We start from the raw sequence: 21,428 nt of genomic DNA on the forward strand, positions 1-21,428 counted from the left end.
GTGCTGCGAGGTTCTGCCGCAGTGTCCGCAGTTGCTGTGCTCGCGGCCCTCGTGGTGGCCTTTGTTCTTGCCGGGACCGATGGTCTGACCGGTGCTGCGATCGGTTCGATCGCCACCGTTGTCGTGCTGGCGGTCGGCTCGTGGGCGATGTTCTGGATCGCGGCGAAGTCGCCCGCCCTGTCGTTGCCTGCCGCCGTCGGTGTCTTCACGCTGTCGGGCATGGTCCTCTTCGTCGTCCTGCTGGTCGTTTCGCAGGCCGGAGGAGACGCTGTCGTACGTCCGGCAGCCTTCTCGGTCATGGTGCTCACGGTTGCCTGGACGACCACGTTCGCGTTCCTGGTGCGACGCGAGCGAATCCCGCTCTTCGACCTGCCCGGGGCAGACTCGTGACCCGCCAGTAGCGCCTGATATCGTCCGGGCCGTCGGGGGCGGCCGCCGGGATGATGCCCGAGCCTTTGAGGCTCGCCACCCAGAATCGTAAGTTCGAACAAACAGGAGACAGCGTGAAGTCGCTTGCCGCCACCGTTATGGCGTCGGAGTCGGGGCCTCATATCCCGGGGCCCGCGGACTTCTTCCTTCCGCCGATCGTCGGGTCCGGCGACTGGGCCCTGACCAAGGTGAGTCTCCTGGTCCTGCTGTCCGTCGTGATCGTTCTCGGCTTCTTCTACGCGGCCTCTCGCAAGGCCGCGGTGGTTCCGAGCCGGCTGCAGTTCGCCGGTGAGTACGTCTACGGGATGGTCCGCAACTCCATCGCGCGCGACATCATCGGCTCCCACGACTACATGAGGTTCGTGCCGTACCTGTTCACGGTCTTCACCTTCATCCTGGTCAACAACTTCTACGGGATCATCCCGCTGATCCAGTTCCCGACGATGTCGCACATCGGCTACACGGCGGCCCTGGCGGCCATCACCTGGCTGATCTACAACATCGTCGGCATCGCGAAGCACGGCTTCGGCGGCTACTTCAAGCACCAGACGGTGCCCAGCGGTGTCAGCGGCCCGATCCTGATCATGATGGTCCCGCTGGAGTTCCTCTCCAACATCATCGTGCGGCCGTTCACGCTGGCGATCCGTCTCTTCGCGACCATGTTCGCCGGTCACCTGCTGGTGGCGCTCTTCTCCATCGGCGGCGCGTGGCTGATCCTCCACTACGCTCCGGCGTGGCAGGGCGTCACGGCCGGCCTCTTCTCCTTCCTGCTCGGCATCCTGGTGTCCTTCCTGGACATGCTGATCATGTTCCTGCAGGCCTACGTCTTCACCCTGCTCTCGGCGATGTACATCGCCGGGGCCATCGCGGACGAGCACTGATCCACAGCTCGTTCGACCAGCCAAACCCAACGATGTACAACAACTGACGCAAGGCGCGTCACAACCGAAAGGAAGTCCACAATGGACGGCTCCGCAGACATGATCGGCCTCGGCCTCTCCGCTATCGGCCCGGGTGTCGGTGTCGGTCTGATCTTCGCCGCGTACGTCGCCGGTGTCGCTCGCCAGCCGGAGGCCCAGAGCCGCCTGCAGGCCATCGCGATCCTCGGCTTCGCCCTTTGTGAGCAGTTCTTCATCATCTCCCTCGCCCTCGCCTTCGTGCTCTGACGTAGGGAACTACTGAAGGTTCCGACATGATCCTTACCCAGGTAACCGCTGCGGAGACCGAGATCAACCCCTTGGTCCCGCACGTGCCGGAGATCATCCTCGGTGTCATCGTCATCGCCCTCCTTTTCGTGGGAGTCGCGAAGTTCATCGTTCCGAACTTCGAGAAGGCGTATGCCGACCGCACCGCGGCGATCGAAGGCGGTATCGAGAACGCCAACGCCAAGCAGGCCGAGGCCGATGCCAAGCTCGCCCAGCTGGAGGCTCAGCTGGCCGATGCCCGCCACGAGGCTGCCCGCATCCGCGAGGAGGCTCGCGAGCAGGGCGCTGCGATCAAGGCCGAGCTCCGCGCCGAGGCGCAGGCCGAGGCCGAGCGCATCGTCAACGCCGGCAAGGCGCAGGTCGAGGCCGAGCGCCAGGCGGCTGCTGCATCGCTGAAGACCGAGGTCGGCTCGCTGGCCACCGGTCTCGCCGGTCGCATCGTCGGCGAGTCCCTCGACGACGACGAGCGTTCCAGCCGTGTGGTCGAGCGGTTCCTCGCTGACCTCGAGGCAGGGGTTCACTGATGGACTTCCGTGGAGCGTCGGCCGAGGCCGTTGCCGCCCTGACCGAGGAGCTGAAGACCGCTGTCTCCGCCTCTCCCGAGGCGGCGGCGAAGGCGGCCGACACCCTCTTCGAGGTCTCCCAGACCTTCCGCGCCGAAGCTGCGCTGCGCCGCTTCGTCACCGACGCCTCGGTGCCGGCAGAGGCCAAGACCGGCCTCGTCGGCGAGCTGTTCGGTGGGAAGGTCGACGCGACGGGCCTCGGCGTGGTCGAGTCCGCGGTCAAGCACCGCTGGACGCACGCCGGTGACCTGAGCGACGCGGTCGAGCGACTCAGCGAGATCGCCGCGGTCCGCAGCGCCGGCGGCGAGGCCAAGCGCCTCGCCGACGAGCTCTTCGCGGTCCAGCAGGCCGTGCAGGAGACGCCGGAGCTGCGCGACGCGCTCTCCGACCCGGCTCGCACGACCGAGGACAAGGTCACGCTGGTCGACGACCTGCTCGGTGGCAAGGCTCTGCCGGCGACGGTCACCCTGACCAAGCAGGCGCTGGCGGGCACCTACCGCACCGCCACGGTCGCGCTGGGTGAATACCAGAAGGTCGCCGCCGCGGTCGCGGGCGAAGGCACCGCGGTCGTCCGCGTGGCCGCGCCGCTCTCGGAGGCTGACACCACCCGCCTGGCAGCGGCCCTCGCGAAGAAGTACGGCCGCGAGGTCCACCTGAACATCGTGGTCGACCCGGCCATCGTCGGCGGCATCAAGGTCTCGATCGGTGACGACGTCATCGACGGCACCATCTCCAGCCGCCTCGACGGGGCGCAGCGAGCACTCGCCGGCTGATCCGGCATCACGGCCCCAACTGGCCGTATGACCCCTGTGTGACACAGACTTCGACGTAAGAACGAGAGAGAAGGCAGAGATGACGGAGCTCACCATCCGTCCCGACGAGATCAGGGACGCGCTGGCAAAGTACGTCGCGGACTACAAGCCCGAGGCGGCGAAGACCGAGGAGGTCGGCACTGTCGCGCGGACCGCTGACGGCATCGCCCAGGTCTCGGGCCTGCCCTCGGCCATGGCGAACGAGCTCCTCGAGTTCGAGGACGGGACCCTCGGTCTCGCCCTGAACCTCGAGACCCGCGAGATCGGTGTCGTCATCCTGGGCGACTTCGACAAGATCGAGGAGGGCCAGTCGGTCCGACGTACGGGCGAGGTTCTCTCGGTCCCCGTCGGTGACGGCTACCTCGGCCGCGTCGTGGACCCGCTCGGCAACGCGATCGACGGCCTCGGCGACATCGAGACGGTCGGCCGCCGCGCCCTGGAGCTCCAGGCTCCGGGCGTGATGCAGCGCAAGTCGGTTCACGAGCCGCTCGCCACCGGCATCAAGGCGATCGACGCGATGACCCCGATCGGCCGCGGCCAGCGCCAGCTGATCATCGGTGACCGCGCGACCGGTAAGACCACGGTCGCCATCGACACGATCATCAACCAGAAGCAGAACTGGGACTCGGGCGACCCCGACAAGCAGGTTCGCTGCATCTACGTCGCCATCGGCCAGAAGGGCTCGACCATCGCCTCCGTGCGTGGCGCCCTCGAGGAGGCCGGCGCGCTGGAGTACACGACCATCGTGGCCGCTCCCGCCTCCGACTCCGCCGGCTTCAAGTACCTCGCCCCCTACACCGGCTCGGCCATCGGCCAGCACTGGATGTACGAGGGCAAGCACGTCCTGATCGTCTTCGACGACCTGACCAAGCAGGCCGAGGCCTACCGCGCCGTGTCGCTGCTGCTGCGCCGCCCGCCGGGCCGTGAGGCCTACCCGGGTGACGTCTTCTACCTGCACTCCCGTCTGCTGGAGCGCTGCGCGAAGCTCTCCGACGACATGGGCGCGGGCTCGATGACCGGTCTGCCGATCATCGAGACGAAGGCCAACGACGTCTCGGCGTTCATCCCGACCAACGTCATCTCCATCACCGACGGTCAGATCTTCCTGCAGTCCGACCTGTTCGCGGCCAACCAGCGTCCGGCGATCGACGTCGGTGTCTCGGTCTCCCGCGTCGGTGGCGCGGCGATGACCAAGGCGCTCAAGGCCGTCACCGGCTCGCTCAAGGTCGACCTCGCGCAGTACCGCGCGATGGAGGCCTTCGCGATGTTCGCCTCCGACCTGGACGCGGCCTCGAAGCAGCAGCTGGCCCGCGGTCAGCGGCTGATGGCGCTGCTCAAGCAGCCGGCCTACTCGCCCTACCCGATCGACGAGATGACCGTCTCGCTGTGGCTCGGCACCACCGGCCGCCTGGACATCGTCCCGACCGAGGACGTGCTCAAGTTCGAGCAGGAGTTCCTCGACTACCTGCGCCGCTCCCACGAGGGCATCCTGGCCGCGATCCGCGAGTCCCTGAAGTTCGAGGACTCCACCGAGACCGCGCTCAACGACGCCTACGACGCCTTCCTCGACCAGTTCGAGACCTCGGAGGGTGCCTCGATCAAGCCGGGCTCCGCCAAGGAGGAGGCCCTGGCTGACGAGGACGTCGAGCAGGAGCAGATCGTCAAGCAGAAGCGGGGCTGACCATGGCCGTGTCAGTGCGTGAACTCCGCGCGCGGATCAAGTCGACGGAGTCGATGAAGAAGATCACGCGCGCCATGGAGCTCATCGCTGCGTCCCGGATCATCAAGGCGCAGCAGCGGGCCAATGCGGCCGCGCCGTACGCCCGTGAGCTCACCCGCGCCGTCTCGGCGGTGGCGACCTGGTCCAACGTGGACCACCCGCTGACCACCGAGCCGGAGGCGCCCACCCGTGCCGCCGTGCTGGTGGTCACCAGCGACCGTGGTCTGGCCGGCTCCTACTCCTCGAGCGTGCTCAAGGAGGCCGAGGGCCTGGTCGAGAAGCTCAAGGCCGAGGGCAAGGAGGTCGACCTCTACGTCACCGGACGCAAGGCGGAGGCCTTCTACAAGTTCCGCGGCCGTTCCGTGGCGCAGGCCTGGACCGGCTTCTCGGACCGTCCGGAGTACGACGCGGCCAAGGAGATCGGCCAGAAGCTGATCGAGGTCTTCGTCGAGGGCACCGAGGCGGAGACCGCGGCTGCTCCCGGCGTCGACGAGGTCCACGTGGTCTACACGCGGTTCATCACCATGATGACGCAGAAGCCCACCGCCGTACGTCTCCTGCCTCTGGAGGTCGTGGAGGGCACCGAGGCTCCGGCCGAGGGCGATGTCCTGCCGCTCTACGAGTTCGAGCCGTCGGCCGAGGCCGTGCTCGACTCGCTGCTCCCGCAGTACGTCGTGAGCCGGATCTGGTTCGCGCTGCTGCAGGCGGCCGCCTCCGAGCTGGCCCAGCGTCAGAAGGCGATGAAGTCGGCTACCGACAACGCCGACGAGCTCATCAAGAAGTTCACCCGGGTTGCCAACCAGGCTCGCCAGGCAGGCATCACCCAGGAGATCAGCGAGATCGTCGGCGGCGTGAACGCGCTCGCCGATGCCCAGGCTGCGAACGACTGAGAACCCACAGAAAGACTGACTAGAAAATGACCGCACAGGTTGACGAGAAGACCACGACGGGCCGCATCGCCCGCGTGATCGGCCCGGTCGTCGACGTGGAGTTCCCCGTCGACGCCATGCCGGAAATCTACAACAAGCTCGAGGTCGAGGTCACCGTCAACGGTGAGACCTCCGTCCTGCCGCTCGAGGTTGCCCAGCACATCGGTGACGGCATGGTCCGCGCGATCTCGCTGAAGCCGACCGACGGCGTCGTCCGCGGTGCCACCGTGACCGACACCGGCGCTCCGATCACCGTCCCGGTGGGTGACGTCACCCTCGGCCACGTGTTCAACGCGACCGGTGACATCCTCGACGTCGACCCGTCCACGGTCGAGGTCAAGGAGCGCTGGGGCATCCACCGCAAGGCTCCGGCCTTCGACCAGCTCGAGTCCAAGACCCAGATGTTCGAGACGGGCATCAAGGTCATCGACCTCCTCACCCCCTACGTGACCGGTGGAAAGATCGGCCTCTTCGGTGGTGCGGGCGTCGGCAAGACCGTCCTCATCCAGGAGATGATCGCCCGAGTCGCCAAGAACCACGGTGGTGTCTCCGTGTTCGCCGGTGTCGGCGAGCGCACCCGTGAGGGCAACGACCTCATCCACGAGATGCAGGAGGCCGGCGTCTACGACAAGGTCGCCCTGACCTTCGGCCAGATGGACGAGCCGCCGGGCACGCGTCTGCGCGTGGCCCTCTCGGCGCTGACGATGGCGGAGTACTTCCGCGACGTCCAGGGCCAGGACGTGCTGCTGTTCATCGACAACATCTTCCGCTTCACCCAGGCGGGCTCCGAGGTCTCGACCCTGCTGGGCCGGATGCCTTCGGCCGTGGGTTACCAGCCCAACCTCGCCGACGAGATGGGTCTGCTCCAGGAGCGGATCACCTCGACGCGTGGTCACTCGATCACCTCGATGCAGGCGATCTACGTGCCGGCCGACGACTACACCGACCCGGCTCCGGCGACCACCTTCGCCCACCTCGACGCGACCACCGAGCTCTCCCGTGAGATCGCTTCGCTGGGTATCTACCCGGCGGTGGACCCGCTGACCTCGACGTCGCGAATCCTGGACCCGCAGTACATCGGCCAGGACCACTACGACTGCGCCGTCCGCGTCAAGCAGATCCTCCAGCGCAACAAGGAGCTGCAGGACATCATCGCGATCCTGGGTGTCGACGAGCTCTCCGAGGAAGACAAGATCATCGTCTCCCGCGCTCGCCGGATCCAGCGGTTCCTCTCGCAGAACACCTACGTCGCCAAGCAGTTCACCGGCATCGAGGGTTCGACGGTTCCGGTCAAGGACACCATCGAGGCGTTCAACAAGATCGCCGACGGTGAGTACGACCACGTCGCCGAGCAGGCGTTCTTCATGTGCGGTGGCCTCGACGACGTCGAGGCGAAGTGGGCCGAGATCCAGAAGAGCCTCTGATGACGGACGCACTTCAGGTGGAGCTCGTCGCTGCAGACCGCGTGGTCTGGAGCGGCGGGGCCACCATGGTCATCGCCCGAACGGTCGACGGTGATGTCGGTGTCCTGCGCGGTCACGCGCCGGTGCTGTCGGCTCTCACCGAGGCGGTCGTGGAGATCACTCCGGAGGAGGGCACCGAGGTCATCGCGACCGTCGACGGTGGCTTCCTCTCGGTGGCCAACGACCGCGTCTCGATCCTGTCCGAGCACGTGCTGCTTGCCCACGAGATCGACCTCAGCCAGGCTGAGGTCGAGCTCGAGGAGGCCCGTCGCCTGCTCGGCACCAACAACGACGCCGAGAAGCGCATCCGTCGTGCCGAGGCACGCATCCGCGCTGTCGAGAAGGCCTCCTAGGGAAAGAGGGGCGATACCCGAATGGCATGGTGGGAGCTGCTCTTGGTCGTTGTGGCCGCGTTGCTTCTGCTTGTCCTCGCCTATGGCATCGGGATCGCCGTACGTCGCCGCCTGCTCGCTCGCAACGGCGGCGTCTTCGAACTGAGCCACCGCGTCCGGGACACCAGTCCCGGGCGCGGTTGGGTCATCGGTATCGGGCGCTACTCCGGTGACGCCCAGCTGGAGTGGTTCCGGATCTTCTCGCTCTCGCCCAAGCCCAAACGGGTCTGGCGCCGGACCGAGATGTCCTACATCTCCAGCCGCTCTCCCGAGGGGATCGAGGAGCTGGTCCTCTACCCCGAGAACCTGATCGTGACCTGTGAGGCCAACGGTCAGCACATCGACCTGGCGATGGACCAGCAGACCCTGATCGGCTTCCAGGCCTGGCTCGAGTCCCGCCCGATGCGGTCCACCTGGACCGTCTTCTGAGCGTCTTCCTCCGACCGTCTCCGGCGCAACACCGGGGTCGGTCGGTTTGCTTTCGGGGGATTCCCTGATTGTCCGGAGGGCATCTGCGGCGGATCGTTGAGGTATGTCCTCAACCGCTCCCATTCCCGCCCAGCCCATCCCGCCCGCCCCGCCTGTCGGCGACGAGCTCCGCTGCACCGATGCCGACCGCGACCGCGTGATCGACCTGCTCAAGGCCGCCTACGCCGACGGCCGGCTCGACCAGGCCGAGTTCGACGTCCGCTTCGACCTGACCATGAAGGCGAAGACGTACGCCGCCCTGGAGCCGATCACCCGCGACCTCGTCGCGCAGCCCACGCCCGCCCCGGCGCCGGCCAAGCCCGCTCGTGACCTGCTGCCGCCGCCGACCACGGAGGAGCGGCTGCTGGCCGCGCTCGCCCAGGCGACGACCTGGGTGCCGGTCGTCATCGGTCCCGCGATCCTCTACTACACCGTCGGCAAGCGCTCCGAGTTCGTGAAGCACCACGCCGCCGGCGCCCTCAACCTGCAGCTCACCCTGCTCGCCGTCACGATCGTGACCTTCGGGCTCGGTGGCGCGCTCTACGGGATCGCCTGGGTCCTGGCGACCGCCTTCGCGGTCGTCGCGCTCGCCGGCGCCCCGCTGCGCCAGCCGTGGGTGCTGCCGATCTTCGGCCGCGGCGGTCCCTACGAGAAGAAGCAGGACTGATCCCCGCATCCGGTTCCCGCATCCGGTTCCTGCATCCGGTTCCTGCATCCGGTCCCTGCATCCGGCACGGCCCCGAGGTCACTAGCCTTTACCTTGTGACGCCTCTCCGCCGTGCCCAAGCCGGATCGGTGGTGGCGTTCGCGACCAACGGCCTGCTGTCCGCGACCTTCATCTCCCGCATCCCCGCGCTCCGCGACAGCCTCGGTCTGAACAACTCGGCCGTCGGCCTGATGCTGCTGGCGATGGGCATCGGATCCGTCGCCGCGCTGCCCCTGGCCGGGGGACTGGTGATGCGCTGGGGCGCTGCCCGGGTCGTACGCCGCTGCGCGATGCTCTGCGTCGCCGCCCTGACCCTGGTGGCGATCTCCGGCAGCTGGCTGGCGCAGGCCTGGCTGGTGGCCCTGTGCCTGGTGGCGTACGGCGTCGGCTACGGGGTCTGGGACGTCGCCATGAACGTCGAGGGTGCCGCGGTCGAGCGGCGGGGCGGCAAGACGCTGATGCCGCAGCTGCACGCGATGTGGAGCGTCGGCACCGTGCTCGGTGGGATCCTGGGCATCGCCCTGGTGGGCACGCTGCCGACGGTGTGGCACGTCGCCGGCGTCGCGGCCGTCGCGCTGGCGGTCTGCTGGTGGGGCACCGCGGGCTTCCTGCCCACCGCCGCACCCCCGGAGGGCCACTCGCCGCGGCGGGAGCTGCTCGCCGCCTGGCGTTCGCCCCACACCCTCCTGCTGGGGCTGATGGTGCTCGCCTTCGCCGCCGCCGAGGGAAGCGCCAACGACTGGGTCTCGCTGGCGATGATCGACGGCTACGACGTGAGCCACCGGGTCGGGGTGGCGTGCTACGCGGCGTTCGTCTTCTGCATGAGCCTCGCCCGCTTCGCCGGCGCCAAGGTGATCGACCGGGTCGGCCGGCAGCCGGTCCTGATCACCTCGGCGGCGCTCGCGGGTGCGGGGATCGTACTGACCGTGCTCGCCGGTTCCTTCGGGCTCGCGCTGGCCGGGATCGTCCTGTGGGGCTTCGGCGCCGCCCTCGGCTTCCCGCTGGGGATCAGCATCGCCGCCGACGACGAGACCCGGGCCGCCGCGCGGGTCTCGGTCGTCTCCACGCTGGCCTACGGAGCCTTCCTCGGCTTCCCGCCGATCCTGGGGGCGGTGGGGGACCAGATCGGCACCCTGCGGGCGCTCCTGGTCGTCGCCGTCCTGATGCTCCCGGCTGCGGCCCTCGCCGCGACGGTGGCGCGGCGGCGGGCCCTGTAACACGCTGTTCGTAGGTCTATCCGGTCGTTCTGACAGGGCGAGTAGTCCTACGAACGACGTGTTACACGAGAGCGACGCCCCGCCGGATCAGTCGAACAGGGCCCGGATGTCGTCGGCGCCGATGGTGGAGCCCATGGCACCCTCGCCGTCGACGACCTTGGCGAAGAGCTCGGCCTTGCGCTCCTTGAGCTCCATGACCTTCTCCTCGATCGTGTCGGTCGACACCAGCCGGTAGACCATGACGTGCTGGGTCTGGCCGATGCGGTGGGCGCGGTCGACGGCCTGGGCCTCGGCGGCGGGGTTCCACCACGGGTCGAGTACGAAGACGTAGTCGGCCTCGGTCAGGGTGAGGCCGACACCACCGGCCTTGAGCGAGATCAGGAAGACCGGGGCATCGCCGTCGCGGAAGCTCTCGATCGCCGCGCCGCGGTCGCGGGTGGCGCCGTCGAGGTAGGCGGCGTCGATGCCGGCCTCGGCGAGCCGGGTGCGGGCCCGGCCGAGGAAGGAGGTGAACTGGCTGAAGACCAGCGCCTTGTGGCCCTCGGCGGCGAGCTCCTCGATGTGGTCGACGAGCGTGTCGAGCTTGGCCGAGCCGACGTCGTCGTCCTCGGGGTCGACCAGTCCGGGGTCGAGGGAGAGCTGCCGCAGCCTGGTCAGCGCGCTGAGGATCGCGACCCGGTTGTCGTTGAAGTCGTCGAGCAGGTGCAGGATCCGCTGCCGCTCCTTGGCCAGGTGGGCGTCGTAGATCTTGCGGTGGGCCGGGTTGAGGTCGACGCCGAGCACCTGCTCCTGCTTGGGCGGCAGGTCGTCGGCGACGAGCTCCTTCGTACGCCGCAGCAGGAACGGGCGCAGCCGGGTCCGGAACCGGCGCAGCGCGCCGTCGTCACCGGACTTCTCCACGGGTGAGACCACCGCGTCGCGGAACATCCGCGGGCTGGGGTAGAGGCCGGGCGCCGTGATCGAGAGCAGCGCCCACAGCTCCATCAGGCGGTTCTCGAACGGCGTGCCGGTCACCGCGAGGCGCCAGCGGGCGTCGATGCGGCGGGCCGCGGCGTACGTCTTGGACTGGTGGTTCTTGACCTGCTGCGCCTCGTCGAGGACGAGTCCGGCCCAGGGGCGCCCGGCGAAGGCGTCCTGCTCGAGCCGGAGGATGGCGTAGGTGGTGACCACCACGTCGGCGTCCTCGCGGGCCTCGGCCACGGAGTCGACGCGCTTGCTCACCGTGCTCACCCGGAGGCCGGGGGTGTGGCGGCGGGCCTCCTGGACCCAGGCCGGTACGACCGAGGTCGGCGCCACCACGAGATAGGGAGCGCGCGGGCCCGGCTGGGTGTGCACGGCGTGGGAGATCGTGGCCAACACCTGGAGCGTCTTGCCCAGGCCCATGTCGTCGGCGAGGATCCCGCCGAGGCCCTGGTCGTGCAGGAACGCCAGCCAGTGGAAGCCGTCGAGCTGGTAGTGGCGCAGCTCGGTCGCGAGACCGGTCGGGGTGGGCCGCGGGATCTCGCGCAGGTCGCGCAGCGCCTGGGCGCGCTGGACCCATTCGGCGGCCTGCTGGTCGACCACGCCGAGCTCGGCGAGCTCGGCCCAGACGCCCAGGTCGTGCTTGCCGACCGCGAGGCCGTCGCCGGTGCGCTCGTGGAGCTGTCCGGCGGCCTCGACGACGTTGCGCAGCCGGTCGAGCTCCGGGCGGTCGGTGGTGATGTAGGTGCCGCTGGGGAGGATCAGGTGGTCGTCGCCGCGGGTCAGCGCCGCGAGCACGTCGGGCAGCGGGACCGGCTCGCCGCCGATCCGGATCACGACCTGCAGGTCGAGCCAGTCCTGACCGCCCAGGGAGGCGCCCTCGGGCGAGGTGACCTCGAAGGAGATCTCCGGGTCCTCGTCGGTCTCGCGGAAGTCGGGCCGCTCCACCTCGGTGACCTCGACGCCCTCGATCTCACGCAGCGCCGGGAGGTCGTGGATGGCGAGCGCGAGCGCGTCGCCGTCGCGCACCTCCTGCTTGCGGAGCAGCTCGGCGGAGACCCTCTCGCGAAGCACGGCCTCCGCGGCCGGGTCGCGGACCAGGCCGAGGTCCTCACGGGAGTCCACCGGGTAGTGACGTACGCCGTAGGCCCATGTCCAGCCGAGGGTGGCATGCGTCGAGCTGCGCCAGGTGACGGTCAGCGTCAGGCGAGGTGCGGGCGGCTCAGGGATGTCGAGGGAGTCGTCGGTGGAGCGCAGCGGCACCAGGCGCGCCAGCGGGCCCAGCAGGGCGCTCAGCGTGCCGATCTCCGGCTCGGGGACGGTCAGCGGGTCGCGGGCCGTCACCAGCCGCTGGGCGTGCGTGGAGAGCGGTCCGGACAGGTCGCCGAGATGGAGGATGCCGGCATCGAGGATGCCGACCGAGCGGGTCGGGCGACCGATCGGGAGCACCGTCGGGCCGGCGTAGACCCGGTCGCCGTGGGCCAGGCCGAAGCGGAGCACCGCCTCGCCGTCCTCGCGGCGCAGCTCCCCGGCGAGCGAGAGCGGATCGTCGAAGAGCACCACGCCGCGTACGTTCTCGCCGGGCAGGACCGTCACGCCGCCACGGATCGCGTCGCGGAGCAGGCTGACCGCGTGCTCACCGAAGTCGGCCAGGCTGAGGGAGGAGCCGCGGGCGTAGAGCAGCCGGTCGGGCCGCAGCTGCCGGGCCAGCTCCTGCAGGGGGAGCAGCTGGCTGCGCGGGAAGTCCTTGCCGGGCAGCGCGCTGGGGATGTTGGCCCAGTCGGCACCGGTCTTCGCCCAGCGCTCGCGGTTGCCCATCCGCATCGGCCTGAGCTCGACGGTGGGGGAGCCGCCCATGGCCGACCGTGGGCTGTGCACATCGATCTCGAGGGCCAGCGCCGGCAGGTCGTCCTCGGGCTTGTTGTCCTCGGCGAGCTGGCCGAGCAGCGTACGCAGCTCCGTCTCCCACGACGGGCCCTGCGGCGCCGTCGAGGTGCGCGAGCCGGCGAGCACCAGCCCGAGGGCGGCGCCGTGCTTGCAGTTGTTGTGCACGGGGCAGCTGCACGAGCTGGTCACCCGGGCGACGCCGTTGCGGGACTCCAGGTTGAGGGTCGTGCGGTAGGGGGCCGGGCCGGTGCCTCGGACCTCGGCCGCCGCGCGCAGCGTGCTGCTGCCGATCTCGGTGACCTGGGGCTCCCCGACGCGGCCCTGGGCCGCGTAGGCCTCGCCGCGCTCGATGGTCTGGGGGTCGAAGGTCTCGCGGATCAGGTCGTTCGTGAGAGCTTCGAGCAAGGGCACCCGATCCATTCTTCCAGCATGAGGCGGGTTCTGCGACTTCGTGGACGCTGGTGGTGAGCAGCGTCTCGTTCGTTGCGGAGGCGCTGGTCTAGACCAGCGGCGCACCCCGCGGCGGTTCCGGTGCATTCACCGGCCTGCATAGACGCACGCTGGGACGCCCGTCCCAGGCAACCGAATCCGAACCGATCCGGACGACTTCGTTGCGCAAAAGGAAAGCCACCTCGATCCGAGCGGGGGGATCCGGACCGAGGTGGCGATGAATACTTTCGGCCAAGTTGCCGGTGATTGCAAGTCGAACCGCTATGGCGGGAATGTGACGTGTCGTATATCTGCCATGATGTCCGTGGTTCGTTCCCCGCCACGGAAAGGCATCTCGGATGCTCGATGCGCTCGGTCTCGACAAGCTCGAGGAGACGGTCTACCGCCAGCTGGTCGGAGCGCCGTCGGCCAACCTCGAAGAGCTGGCCGAGGCGGCCGACCTGGACACCTTCGGCGTCTCCGCCGTGCTGGCCGCGCTGGAGGGGAAGGGCCTGGTCGCCCGCGCCTCGGCGGGCCAGGACCGCTACGTCGCCTCCCCGCCGGCGGTGGCGCTCGGGGCGCTGCTCGTCCAGCGCCAGGACGAGCTGCGCCGCGCGCAGGTCGAGATGACCGAGCTCGCCGGTCTCTACCGTGGCTCCGTCGCCCGCCGGGATGTCGCCGACGTCGTCGACGTCGTGCACGGCACCGAGGCGATCGCCCAGCGGTTCGCCCAGCTGCAGTACTCGGCCAAGAAGTGCATCCAGGCGCTGCAGAAGCCGCAGGCCGCGGTCGTCACCCGCGAGGACGCCGACGAGGCCGAGCGGGCCGCGATCGAACGCGGGGTCAGGCACGACATCGTGCTCGAGCGCTCCGTCTTCGACACCCCCGGCATCTACGAGACCATCGACTCCGGCCTCGAGATCGGGATCGAGCTGCGGGTGGTGCCGACGGTGCCGCTGCGTGCCTTCATCGTCGACCGGGAGATCGCCCTGATCCCGCTGATGAACAGTGAGCACAACACCGTCCAGGACGCCCTGCTGCTCCACCCCAGCGGCCTCCTCGACGCGATCATCGCCCTCTTCGACCTGATCTGGGCCTCCGCCCCCAAGCTCGTCGCGACGCCTGAGGGCACCGTCGAGACGGCGGCCGACCGCCTCGAGCCCCTCGACACCAAGGTGCTCTCGCTGCTGCTCGCGGGCCTGACCGACGCCTCCATCGGGGCGCAGCTCGGGCTGTCGCTGCGTACGGTCCAGCGACGGGTGCGCCAGATGATGGACCGCGCGCAGGTCGACACCCGCCTCCAGCTCGGCTACGAGGCGGGACGCCGCGGCTGGCTGTGAGCTCCAGGACCTCTAGCGTTCGCCGCCCGGCACCCACAAGACGTCGCCCTGCTCGCGGTTGGCGTGCCGCGCGAGGATGAAGAGCAGGTCGCTGAGGCGGTTGAGGTAGGTCAGGGCCAGCTTGTTCATGGTCTCGCCGTGGACCTCGTACGCCGCCCAGGCCGCCCGCTCGGCGCGACGCACCACGGTGCGCGCCACGTGCAGGTGAGCCGCGGCGACCGTGCCGCCGGAGAGGATGAACGAGCGGAGCTTCTCGAGCGGTTCGTTGTAGTCGTCGCACCAGGCCTCGAGCCGGTCGATGTAGGCCTGCTCGACGCGCAGCGGCGGATACTCCGGGTCGGCGACGACCGGGGTCGAGAGGTCGGCGCCGACGTCGAAGAGGTCGTTCTGGACGGTCGTCAGCACCTTCACGACGTCCTCGTCGATACCGCCGTGGGCCAGCGCGACACCGATCGCCGCCCCGGCCTCGTCGGTGGTCGCGTACGCCTCCAGCCGCAGGTCGGTCTTGGCGGTCAGGCTCATGTCGCCGAGCCGGGTCTCACCGGCGTCGCCGGTGCGGGTGTAGATGCGTGTCAGGTTGACCATGGGCTGAGCCTATGCGGACGCCCCACGTCCCGGCGAGCGTGGTCATTTGACAGAAAATAGTGACTGAAGTGGCCAATGAGGCTGGTGAGGTGCAACCAATACGGGCTGCCGCGCGTCATAGTGGGCGAGAGGGAGCGTCTCTTCTGTGTGAGGGCAACCCATTTCTGGGGATGGAGGCAGGCATGGAGATCGTGATCGACGGGCCGACGCTGGTGCTGAACGGAGACTTCGACGTACGCAGCACTTGGATGGCGCGAAGCGTGATCTATGACCATCTCGACTCGGTGGAGGGTGACGTCGTGCTCGATGTCTCCGGCGTGTCCAGTGCCGATGTCACGGCGCTGAAGCTGCTCGCCGTCGCGACCCGGCAGGCCCATGCCGAGGGTCGCCGTCTCACGCTGCAGGGCTGCACGCCCGCGGTGCGGCGTATGCTCCACCTCTCGAGGCTCTATCGTGTGCTCGAGGTGGAGAACTCCCCGCTCATCGCCTAAGTGAACGAAGTGGCCGAACGAGTGACATCTTCCACACCGGAGCCGGTTACTGATCGGTAACCGAGGGGCTAGCATGCCTCTTATGACGGACACCACGCCTTCCGAGCAGAGCCGCCCGGCGAAGGATCGCTCCTGGCTGATGCGCACGTACGCCGGCCACTCGACCGCCGAGGCGTCCAACCAGCTCTATCGCACCAACCTCGCCAAGGGTCAGACCGGTCTCTCGGTCGCCTTCGACCTGCCCACGCAGACCGGCTACGACCCCGACAGCGTCCTCGCCCGCGGCGAGGTCGGCAAGGTCGGCGTGCCGATCATGCACATGGGGGAGATGCGCAAGCTCTTCGACCAGATCCCCCTCACCGAGATGAACACCTCGATGACGATCAACGCGACCGCCATGTGGCTGCTCGCGATGTATCAGGTCGCCGCCGAGGAGCAGAACCCCGGCATGGACCCGGCCGAGGTCGCCGCCAAGCTGGCCGGCACCACCCAGAACGACATCATCAAGGAGTATCTCTCCCGCGGGACGTACGTCTTCCCGCCGGAGCACTCCCTGCGCCTGATCAGCGACATGATCGCCTACACGGTCCACCAGATCCCGAAGTGGAACCCGATCAACATCTGCAGCTACCACCTGCAGGAGGCCGGCGCGACGCCGGTGCAGGAGATCGCCTACGCGATGTGCACCGCCATCGCGGTGCTCGACCAGGTCAAGGCCTCCGGTCAGGTCTCCGAGGAGGACTTCGGCAAGGTCGTCGGCCGGATCTCGTTCTTCGTCAACGCGGGCGTGCGCTTCGTCGAGGAGATGTGCAAGATGCGCGCCTTCGTCGAGCTGTGGGACGAAATCACCCGCGAGCGCTACGGGGTCGAGGACCCGAAGATGCGCCGCTTCCGCTACGGCGTCCAGGTCAACTCTCTCGGCCTGACCGAGGCGCAGCCCGAGAACAACGTCCAGCGCATCGTGCTGGAGATGCTCGCGGTCACGCTCTCCAAGAACGCGCGCGCTCGCGCGGTGCAGCTGCCGGCCTGGAACGAGGCGCTCGGCCTGCCGCGTCCGTGGGACCAGCAGTGGTCGCTGCGGCTGCAGCAGGTGCTGGCCTACGAGTCCGACCTGCTCGAGTACGGCGACCTCTTCGACGGCTCGCCGGTCGTCGAGGCCAAGGTCGCCGAGCTCGTCGCGGGCGCCAAGGCGGAGATCGACCGGGTCCAGGCCATGGGCGGCGCCATCGCCGCGGTCGACACCGGCTACATGAAGTCCGAGCTGGTCTCCTCGCACGCGCGCCGCCGCGCCGCGATCGAGTCCGGCGAGGAGATCATCGTGGGCGTCAACAAGTTCACCACCACCGAGCCGAGCCCGCTGACCGCGGACCTCGACGCCGCGATCATGGTCGCCGACCCCCGTGCCGAGGAGGCCGCCAAGGCCTCCCTGGAGGCGTGGAAGGCCCAGCGCGACGAGGCGGCGGTGGCCGAGGCGCTGGCCGCGCTGGCCGCTGCCGCGAAGACCGACGCCAACCTGATGGAGGCCACCCTGGCCGCCGCCCGTGCGGGCGCGACCACGGGGGAGTGGGCCGGCACCCTGCGCGAGGTCTTCGGCGAGTTCCGCGCGCCCACCGGTGTCTCCGGCGCCGTCGGCGCTGCGGAGGCCGGTGCCGAGCTGTCGGCCGTACGCGACCGGGTCAAGGCCACCGGCGAGGAGCTCGGCGTCAAGCTGCGCATGCTCGTCGGCAAGCCCGGCCTGGACGGTCACTCCAACGGCGCCGAGCAGGTCGCCGTCCGGGCCCGTGACGCCGGCTTCGAGGTCATCTACCAGGGCATCCGGCTCACCCCGGAGCAGATCGTCGCCGCGGCGGTCGCCGAGGACGTACACGTCGTCGGGCTGTCCATCCTCTCCGGCTCGCACATGTCGCTCGTGCCGTCCGTGGTCGAGGGGCTGCGCGAGGCGGGTCTCGGTGACGTACCGGTCATCGTGGGCGGCATCGTGCCCGAGTCCGACGCCAAGACCCTGATCGAGTCGGGGGTCGCGGCGGTCTACACGCCTAAGGACTTCAGCCTCACCGAGATCATGGCCGACATCGTCGAGGTCATCCGTAAGGCGAACGGTCTCTCCTGACGGGTCTTCGCCGATCCGCCGACGGCCTCCCGAAAATTTCTTCTCGGAATTTTCGGGAGGCCTGTCGATTCCGGTCGCGGCCGTTCGTGGAGTGGGCAGAGAGAGGCAGACAGAGCCTCCGACCACTTCACAGGAGATCGAGATGTCCACCATCGCCAACACCGAGTACGCCACCACCCGCGCCACCACCCGTAAGGCCGTCTGGTTCCATGGCGTGGCCGCCACCGTTGCCGCGACCGCCGTCGTCACCGCCCTCGCGGCGACTGCCTCGGCCGCCGGGGTGAGCTTCGAGACCGCCGGATCGCCGATCCCGCTCCTCGGGTTCGCCCAGCTGACCGCGTTCTTCTCGCTCATCGGCGTCGCCATGGCCGCGGTCATGGCCCGCGTCGCGCGTCGCCCGCGGCGTACGTTCGTCGTCACCGCCGTGGCGCTGACCGTCCTCTCCCTGGTCCCCGACGCCACCTTCGGCTTCGACATCGCCAGCGCGGTCACTCTGATGACCCTGCACCTCGTCGCCGCCGTCATCGTCGTCCCGGTCCTGGCTCGCCGCCTGGCCGAGGAGCGATGAGATCGGCCGGAGGCGTCAAACGGCTCGTGTAACACGTCGTTCGTAGGACTACTCGCCCGACCAGATCGGGCGAGTAGTCCTACGAACGACGTGTTACACGGGCGCCTAGTAGCCTGCGCGCATGCGGGTAACGGTGGTCGGAGCCGGAGTCATCGGGCTCTCGTGCGCGGTGCGGTTGCTGGAGGCCGGTCACGAGGTCGCGGTGATCGGCCGGGAGCGTACGAGCGGAACCACCTCGGCGGTGGCCGGCGGGTTCTGGTTCCCCTACCTGGCCGAGCCGCGCGAGCGGGTGACGGCCTGGGCCGCGGAGACCTTCGTCGAGCTCGCCCGGCTGGCTCGTGAGGAGCCGGAGGCAGGCGTACGCATGGTGCACGGCACCCAGCACAACCCCGAGGCCGACCTGTGGTGGGCCGCGCCGCTCACCGACCTGACCGTGAGCGACGACCGGGCCGAGTTCACCGCCCCGATCGCCGAGATGCCGGTCTACCTGCCGTGGCTCGAGCGACAGGTCACCGATGCCGGCGGGACCATCTCGACCGGAGTCGTCGACGACCTGGAGAGCCTGGACGCCGACGTCGTGGTCAACGCGACCGGCCTCGGTGCGCGGGAGCTGGTCGGCGACACCAGCCTCTATCCGGTCCAGGGCCAGATCGTCGTCCTCGAGCCGGGCGCCACCGAGGAGTGGCTGGAGGCCGAGGGCGAGGCCCCCTCCTACGTCTTCCCGCGCGGCGGCGACACCGTCGTCGGAGGTACGTCGGTGCCGCACGCCTGGGACCAGAGCCCGGACCCGCGTACGGCCGAGCGGATCCTGGCCGACGCCACCGTTGCCGTGCCGGAGATCGCGAACGCCGAGGTCAGGGCCCACTTGGTCGGGCTCCGTCCGGCCCGGCCGTCGGTCCGGCTGGAGCGCGAGGGACGGGTCGTCCACTGCTACGGCCACGGCGGGGCCGGGGTGACGCTGAGCTGGGGCTGTGCCACCGAGGTGGCCTCCCTCGTGGAAGTAAGGCTTGCCTAACCCGGCTGTTACCCTTCGGGCGTGGGCAAGAAGAGGAAGCCTCCCAAGACGGAGTGCTGCGTGTCGAAGACGCGCTGCAAGCGGTGTCCGATCCGCATGCTCAAGGAAGGCACGCTGCCCGAGGGCATGACGGTCAAGAAGCGGCGCCTGGTGACCCTGGACGGCAAGCCGGTCAAGAAGAAGCATCTGGCTGCTCGAGCGTAAAGGTGCAGCCGAGTTGCGCCCGAGGTGGTAGGAATTGCCTTGCAGCTGATTACCTACTCGTGCAAGGACGTTACCGATGCCTCACGCCACCCGCCGCTCTGTCCTGTCCGGTGCTGCTGTCACGGGCGCCGCGGCGCTGAGTGCTGCCGGCTACACCGCCACCCCGGCCTACGCCGGAAAGCCCGACACCGTGCGGCTGACCGTGCTCGGCACGACCGACCTGCACGGCAACGTCTTCAACTGGGACTACTACAAGAACGCCGAGTTCGCGAACAGCGCCGGCAACGAGATCGGCGTCGCCAAGGCCAAGACGCTGATCGACGCCGTCCGTGCGGAGCGTCGCGGCGAGCCGATCCTCACCATCGACGCCGGTGACACGATCCAGGGCACCCCGCTGGCCTACTACTACGCCCGGATCGACCCGATCACCGAGGGCGCGGTCCACCCGATGGCGCGGGCGATGAACCTGGTCGGCTACGACGCCGCCGCGCTCGGCAACCACGAGTTCAACTACGGCATCGACACCCTGCGGAAGTTCGAGGAGCAGGTGGACTTCCCGCTGCTCGGCGCCAACGCGGTCGACCCGTCGACCAAGCTGCCGGTCTTCCCGCCCTACATCATCAAGGACTACGACCTCGGCCGAGGCCGCCGCCTGCGGGTCGGTGTGCTCGGTCTGACCAACCCCGGCATCGCGATCTGGGACAAGGCCAACGTCGAGGGCCGGATGGAGTTCCCCGGGCTGGTCGAGCAGGCCAAGATCTTCGTCCCCGAGCTCAAGAAGGCCGGCTGCGACCTGGTGATCATCAGCGCCCACTCCGGTGCCGACACCTCCAGCTCCTACGGCGACGAGCTGCCCCCGGAGAACGCCTCGACCCTGGTCGCCGAGCAGGTGCCGGACGTCGACGCGATCCTCGTCGGCCACGCCCACCGGGAGATCGCCCAGCGCTACGTCACCAACACCGCGACCGGCAAGCAGGTGCTGCTGACCGAGCCGCTCTACTGGGGCATGCGCGTCTCCGTGATGGACCTGGTCGTACGTCGCGAGAAGCGTCACGGCCGGCCTGCCTGGGTCCTGGAGTCGGCGACGTCGCAGACGCTCAACTCCAACACCGTCGACCCCGACCCGGAGGTCACCGCCGCGGTGCAGGAGCAGCACGACGTCGTGATCGACTACGTCAACTCCGTCGTCGGCACCTCCGCGGTGGAGATGCTGGCCGCGCGGGCGGTCGTCGAGGACGTACCGATCATCGACTTCGTCAACTTCGTCCAGGCCGACGCGGTCAAGGCGGCCCTCACCGGCTCCGACGCGGAGCTGCCGGTGCTCTCGATCGCGGCCCCGTTCAGCCGCGCCGCCGCCTTCCCTGCGGGCGAGGTGACCGTACGCGACGTCGCCGGTCTCTACATCTACGACAACACCCTGATGGCGGTGCGCATCACCGGCGCCCAGCTGCGCGACTACCTGGAGTACACCGCTCGCTACTTCAAGCAGGTCAGCGGCACCGGTCCGTTCCCGATCGACCAGGTGACCAACGCGCCCACCGACACCGCGCCGAACGGCACCCCCGACTACAACTTCGACACGATCGCCGGGCTGGATGCCGCGCTGACCTACGACATCGACATCGCGGCCGCCGTGGGTTCGCGGATCACCGGTCTCGCCTACGACGGCGTCGCGGTCACCGATGCCCAGGAGTTCGTGCTCGCGGTCAACAACTACCGTCAGTCCGGTGGCGGCGGGTTCCCGCACGTCAGCCACGCCCCCGTGGTCTACAACCAGCAGGTCGAGATCCGGCAGCTGATCATCGACTGGGTCACCGCGCATCAGGTCATCGACCCGGCCGCCTTCGCCTCGGTCGACTGGCGCCTCGTCTCCGGCGGCGAGCCGATCACCGTCAACTCCTGACCCCTTCCGAGTCGGCTCGTTCTGACCGAAAA

At 69.0% G+C, this 21,428-nt stretch carries 21 protein-coding genes; 19 read left to right on the forward strand and 2 right to left on the reverse strand.

Annotated features, from left to right (window positions below; genetic code table 11):
• Nucleotides 1-21: 21 nt before the first annotated feature.
• From UG56_RS22375 to UG56_RS22430, 12 genes are all read left to right on the forward strand, one after another.
• On the forward strand, nucleotides 22-390 hold the full coding sequence (locus UG56_RS22375) for a hypothetical protein (protein ID WP_143055150.1): 369 nt from the start codon (nucleotides 22-24) through the stop codon (nucleotides 388-390).
• Nucleotides 391-503: 113 nt separating this feature from the next.
• Entirely contained in the window at nucleotides 504-1,310 is an 807-nt protein-coding gene (atpB, locus tag UG56_RS22380) for a F0F1 ATP synthase subunit A (RefSeq protein WP_218145265.1), read from the forward strand.
• 81 nt (nucleotides 1,311-1,391) lie between these two features.
• Nucleotides 1,392-1,595 (forward strand): ATP synthase F0 subunit C, encoded by a 204-nt coding sequence (locus UG56_RS22385; RefSeq protein ID WP_008362139.1) that lies wholly within the window; start codon nucleotides 1,392-1,394, stop codon nucleotides 1,593-1,595.
• 26 nt (nucleotides 1,596-1,621) lie between these two features.
• Entirely contained in the window at nucleotides 1,622-2,158 is a 537-nt protein-coding gene (locus UG56_RS22390) for a F0F1 ATP synthase subunit B (RefSeq protein ID WP_045547372.1), read from the forward strand.
• On the forward strand, nucleotides 2,158-2,970 hold the full coding sequence (locus UG56_RS22395) for a F0F1 ATP synthase subunit delta (protein WP_045547373.1): 813 nt from the start codon (nucleotides 2,158-2,160) through the stop codon (nucleotides 2,968-2,970). Before UG56_RS22390 ends, UG56_RS22395 begins: the two co-directional genes overlap by 1 nt.
• 79 nt (nucleotides 2,971-3,049) lie before the next feature.
• Nucleotides 3,050-4,690 carry a F0F1 ATP synthase subunit alpha gene (gene atpA, locus UG56_RS22400; RefSeq protein ID WP_045547374.1) on the forward strand — a complete coding sequence of 547 codons (1,641 nt, stop codon included), beginning with the start codon at nucleotides 3,050-3,052 and terminating at the stop codon, nucleotides 4,688-4,690.
• Nucleotides 4,691-4,692: 2 nt separating this feature from the next.
• Complete coding sequence (locus UG56_RS22405; RefSeq protein WP_045547375.1) at nucleotides 4,693-5,619, forward strand: F0F1 ATP synthase subunit gamma; 927 nt, start codon at nucleotides 4,693-4,695, stop codon at nucleotides 5,617-5,619.
• A 26-nt stretch (nucleotides 5,620-5,645) separates the two neighbouring features.
• Nucleotides 5,646-7,082, forward strand: coding sequence for a F0F1 ATP synthase subunit beta (gene atpD / locus UG56_RS22410; protein ID WP_045547376.1), 1,437 nt, complete (start codon nucleotides 5,646-5,648; stop codon nucleotides 7,080-7,082).
• Nucleotides 7,082-7,474: a F0F1 ATP synthase subunit epsilon gene (locus UG56_RS22415; RefSeq protein ID WP_045547377.1), complete on the forward strand. Its 393-nt coding sequence runs from the start codon at nucleotides 7,082-7,084 to the stop codon at nucleotides 7,472-7,474. The genes atpD and UG56_RS22415 overlap by 1 nt, the downstream gene beginning before the upstream one ends.
• Before the next feature lie 51 nt (nucleotides 7,475-7,525).
• Nucleotides 7,526-7,942, forward strand: a complete 417-nt coding sequence (locus UG56_RS22420) for a DUF2550 domain-containing protein (RefSeq protein WP_256206837.1) — start codon at nucleotides 7,526-7,528, stop codon at nucleotides 7,940-7,942.
• A gap of 103 nt (nucleotides 7,943-8,045) precedes the next feature.
• Nucleotides 8,046-8,648 (forward strand): DUF1707 and DUF4870 domain-containing protein, encoded by a 603-nt coding sequence (locus tag UG56_RS22425; RefSeq protein WP_052693217.1) that lies wholly within the window; start codon nucleotides 8,046-8,048, stop codon nucleotides 8,646-8,648.
• A gap of 95 nt (nucleotides 8,649-8,743) precedes the next feature.
• Nucleotides 8,744-9,904 carry an MFS transporter gene (locus tag UG56_RS22430; protein WP_256206835.1) on the forward strand — a complete coding sequence of 387 codons (1,161 nt, stop codon included), beginning with the start codon at nucleotides 8,744-8,746 and terminating at the stop codon, nucleotides 9,902-9,904.
• An 87-nt stretch (nucleotides 9,905-9,991) separates the two neighbouring features.
• Here the strand turns inward: UG56_RS22430 and UG56_RS22435 are convergent, their stop codons facing one another.
• Nucleotides 9,992-13,162 carry a DEAD/DEAH box helicase gene (locus UG56_RS22435; protein ID WP_143055151.1) on the reverse strand — a complete coding sequence of 1,057 codons (3,171 nt, stop codon included), beginning with the start codon at nucleotides 13,160-13,162 and terminating at the stop codon, nucleotides 9,992-9,994.
• A gap of 377 nt (nucleotides 13,163-13,539) precedes the next feature.
• Between UG56_RS22435 and UG56_RS22440 the strand changes: the two genes are divergently transcribed.
• The gene (locus tag UG56_RS22440; RefSeq protein ID WP_045547380.1) at nucleotides 13,540-14,520 is read left to right on the forward strand and encodes a helix-turn-helix domain-containing protein; all 981 of its coding nucleotides are present in this window, start codon (nucleotides 13,540-13,542) and stop codon (nucleotides 14,518-14,520) included.
• Between the two features lie 12 nt (nucleotides 14,521-14,532).
• On the opposite strand, the gene UG56_RS22445 is transcribed toward UG56_RS22440, so the two are convergent.
• Nucleotides 14,533-15,105, reverse strand: coding sequence for a cob(I)yrinic acid a,c-diamide adenosyltransferase (locus UG56_RS22445; protein WP_045547381.1), 573 nt, complete (start codon nucleotides 15,103-15,105; stop codon nucleotides 14,533-14,535).
• 182 nt (nucleotides 15,106-15,287) lie between these two features.
• Here UG56_RS22445 and UG56_RS22450 point away from each other — a divergent pair, with 182 nt between their 5' ends.
• The 6 genes from UG56_RS22450 to UG56_RS22475 all read left to right on the forward strand — a co-directional run bounded on the left by UG56_RS22450 (nucleotide 15,288) and on the right by UG56_RS22475 (nucleotide 21,396).
• On the forward strand, nucleotides 15,288-15,596 hold the full coding sequence (locus UG56_RS22450; RefSeq protein WP_045547382.1) for an STAS domain-containing protein: 309 nt from the start codon (nucleotides 15,288-15,290) through the stop codon (nucleotides 15,594-15,596).
• A gap of 82 nt (nucleotides 15,597-15,678) precedes the next feature.
• Nucleotides 15,679-17,706 carry a protein meaA gene (locus UG56_RS22455; protein ID WP_045547383.1) on the forward strand — a complete coding sequence of 676 codons (2,028 nt, stop codon included), beginning with the start codon at nucleotides 15,679-15,681 and terminating at the stop codon, nucleotides 17,704-17,706.
• A 142-nt stretch (nucleotides 17,707-17,848) separates the two neighbouring features.
• Entirely contained in the window at nucleotides 17,849-18,274 is a 426-nt protein-coding gene (locus UG56_RS22460) for a DUF6069 family protein (protein ID WP_045547384.1), read from the forward strand.
• 121 nt (nucleotides 18,275-18,395) lie between these two features.
• The gene (locus UG56_RS22465) at nucleotides 18,396-19,289 is read left to right on the forward strand and encodes an NAD(P)/FAD-dependent oxidoreductase (RefSeq protein ID WP_045547385.1); all 894 of its coding nucleotides are present in this window, start codon (nucleotides 18,396-18,398) and stop codon (nucleotides 19,287-19,289) included.
• A gap of 21 nt (nucleotides 19,290-19,310) precedes the next feature.
• Nucleotides 19,311-19,493, forward strand: a complete 183-nt coding sequence (locus UG56_RS22470) for a hypothetical protein (protein WP_045547386.1) — start codon at nucleotides 19,311-19,313, stop codon at nucleotides 19,491-19,493.
• A 76-nt stretch (nucleotides 19,494-19,569) separates the two neighbouring features.
• Nucleotides 19,570-21,396, forward strand: a complete 1,827-nt coding sequence (locus tag UG56_RS22475) for a bifunctional metallophosphatase/5'-nucleotidase (protein WP_045547387.1) — start codon at nucleotides 19,570-19,572, stop codon at nucleotides 21,394-21,396.
• Nucleotides 21,397-21,428 lie beyond the last annotated feature (32 nt).

It is taken from the genome of Nocardioides luteus, from assembly GCF_000960475.2.
Taxonomy (GTDB): Bacteria; Actinomycetota; Actinomycetes; order Propionibacteriales; family Nocardioidaceae; genus Nocardioides; species Nocardioides luteus_A.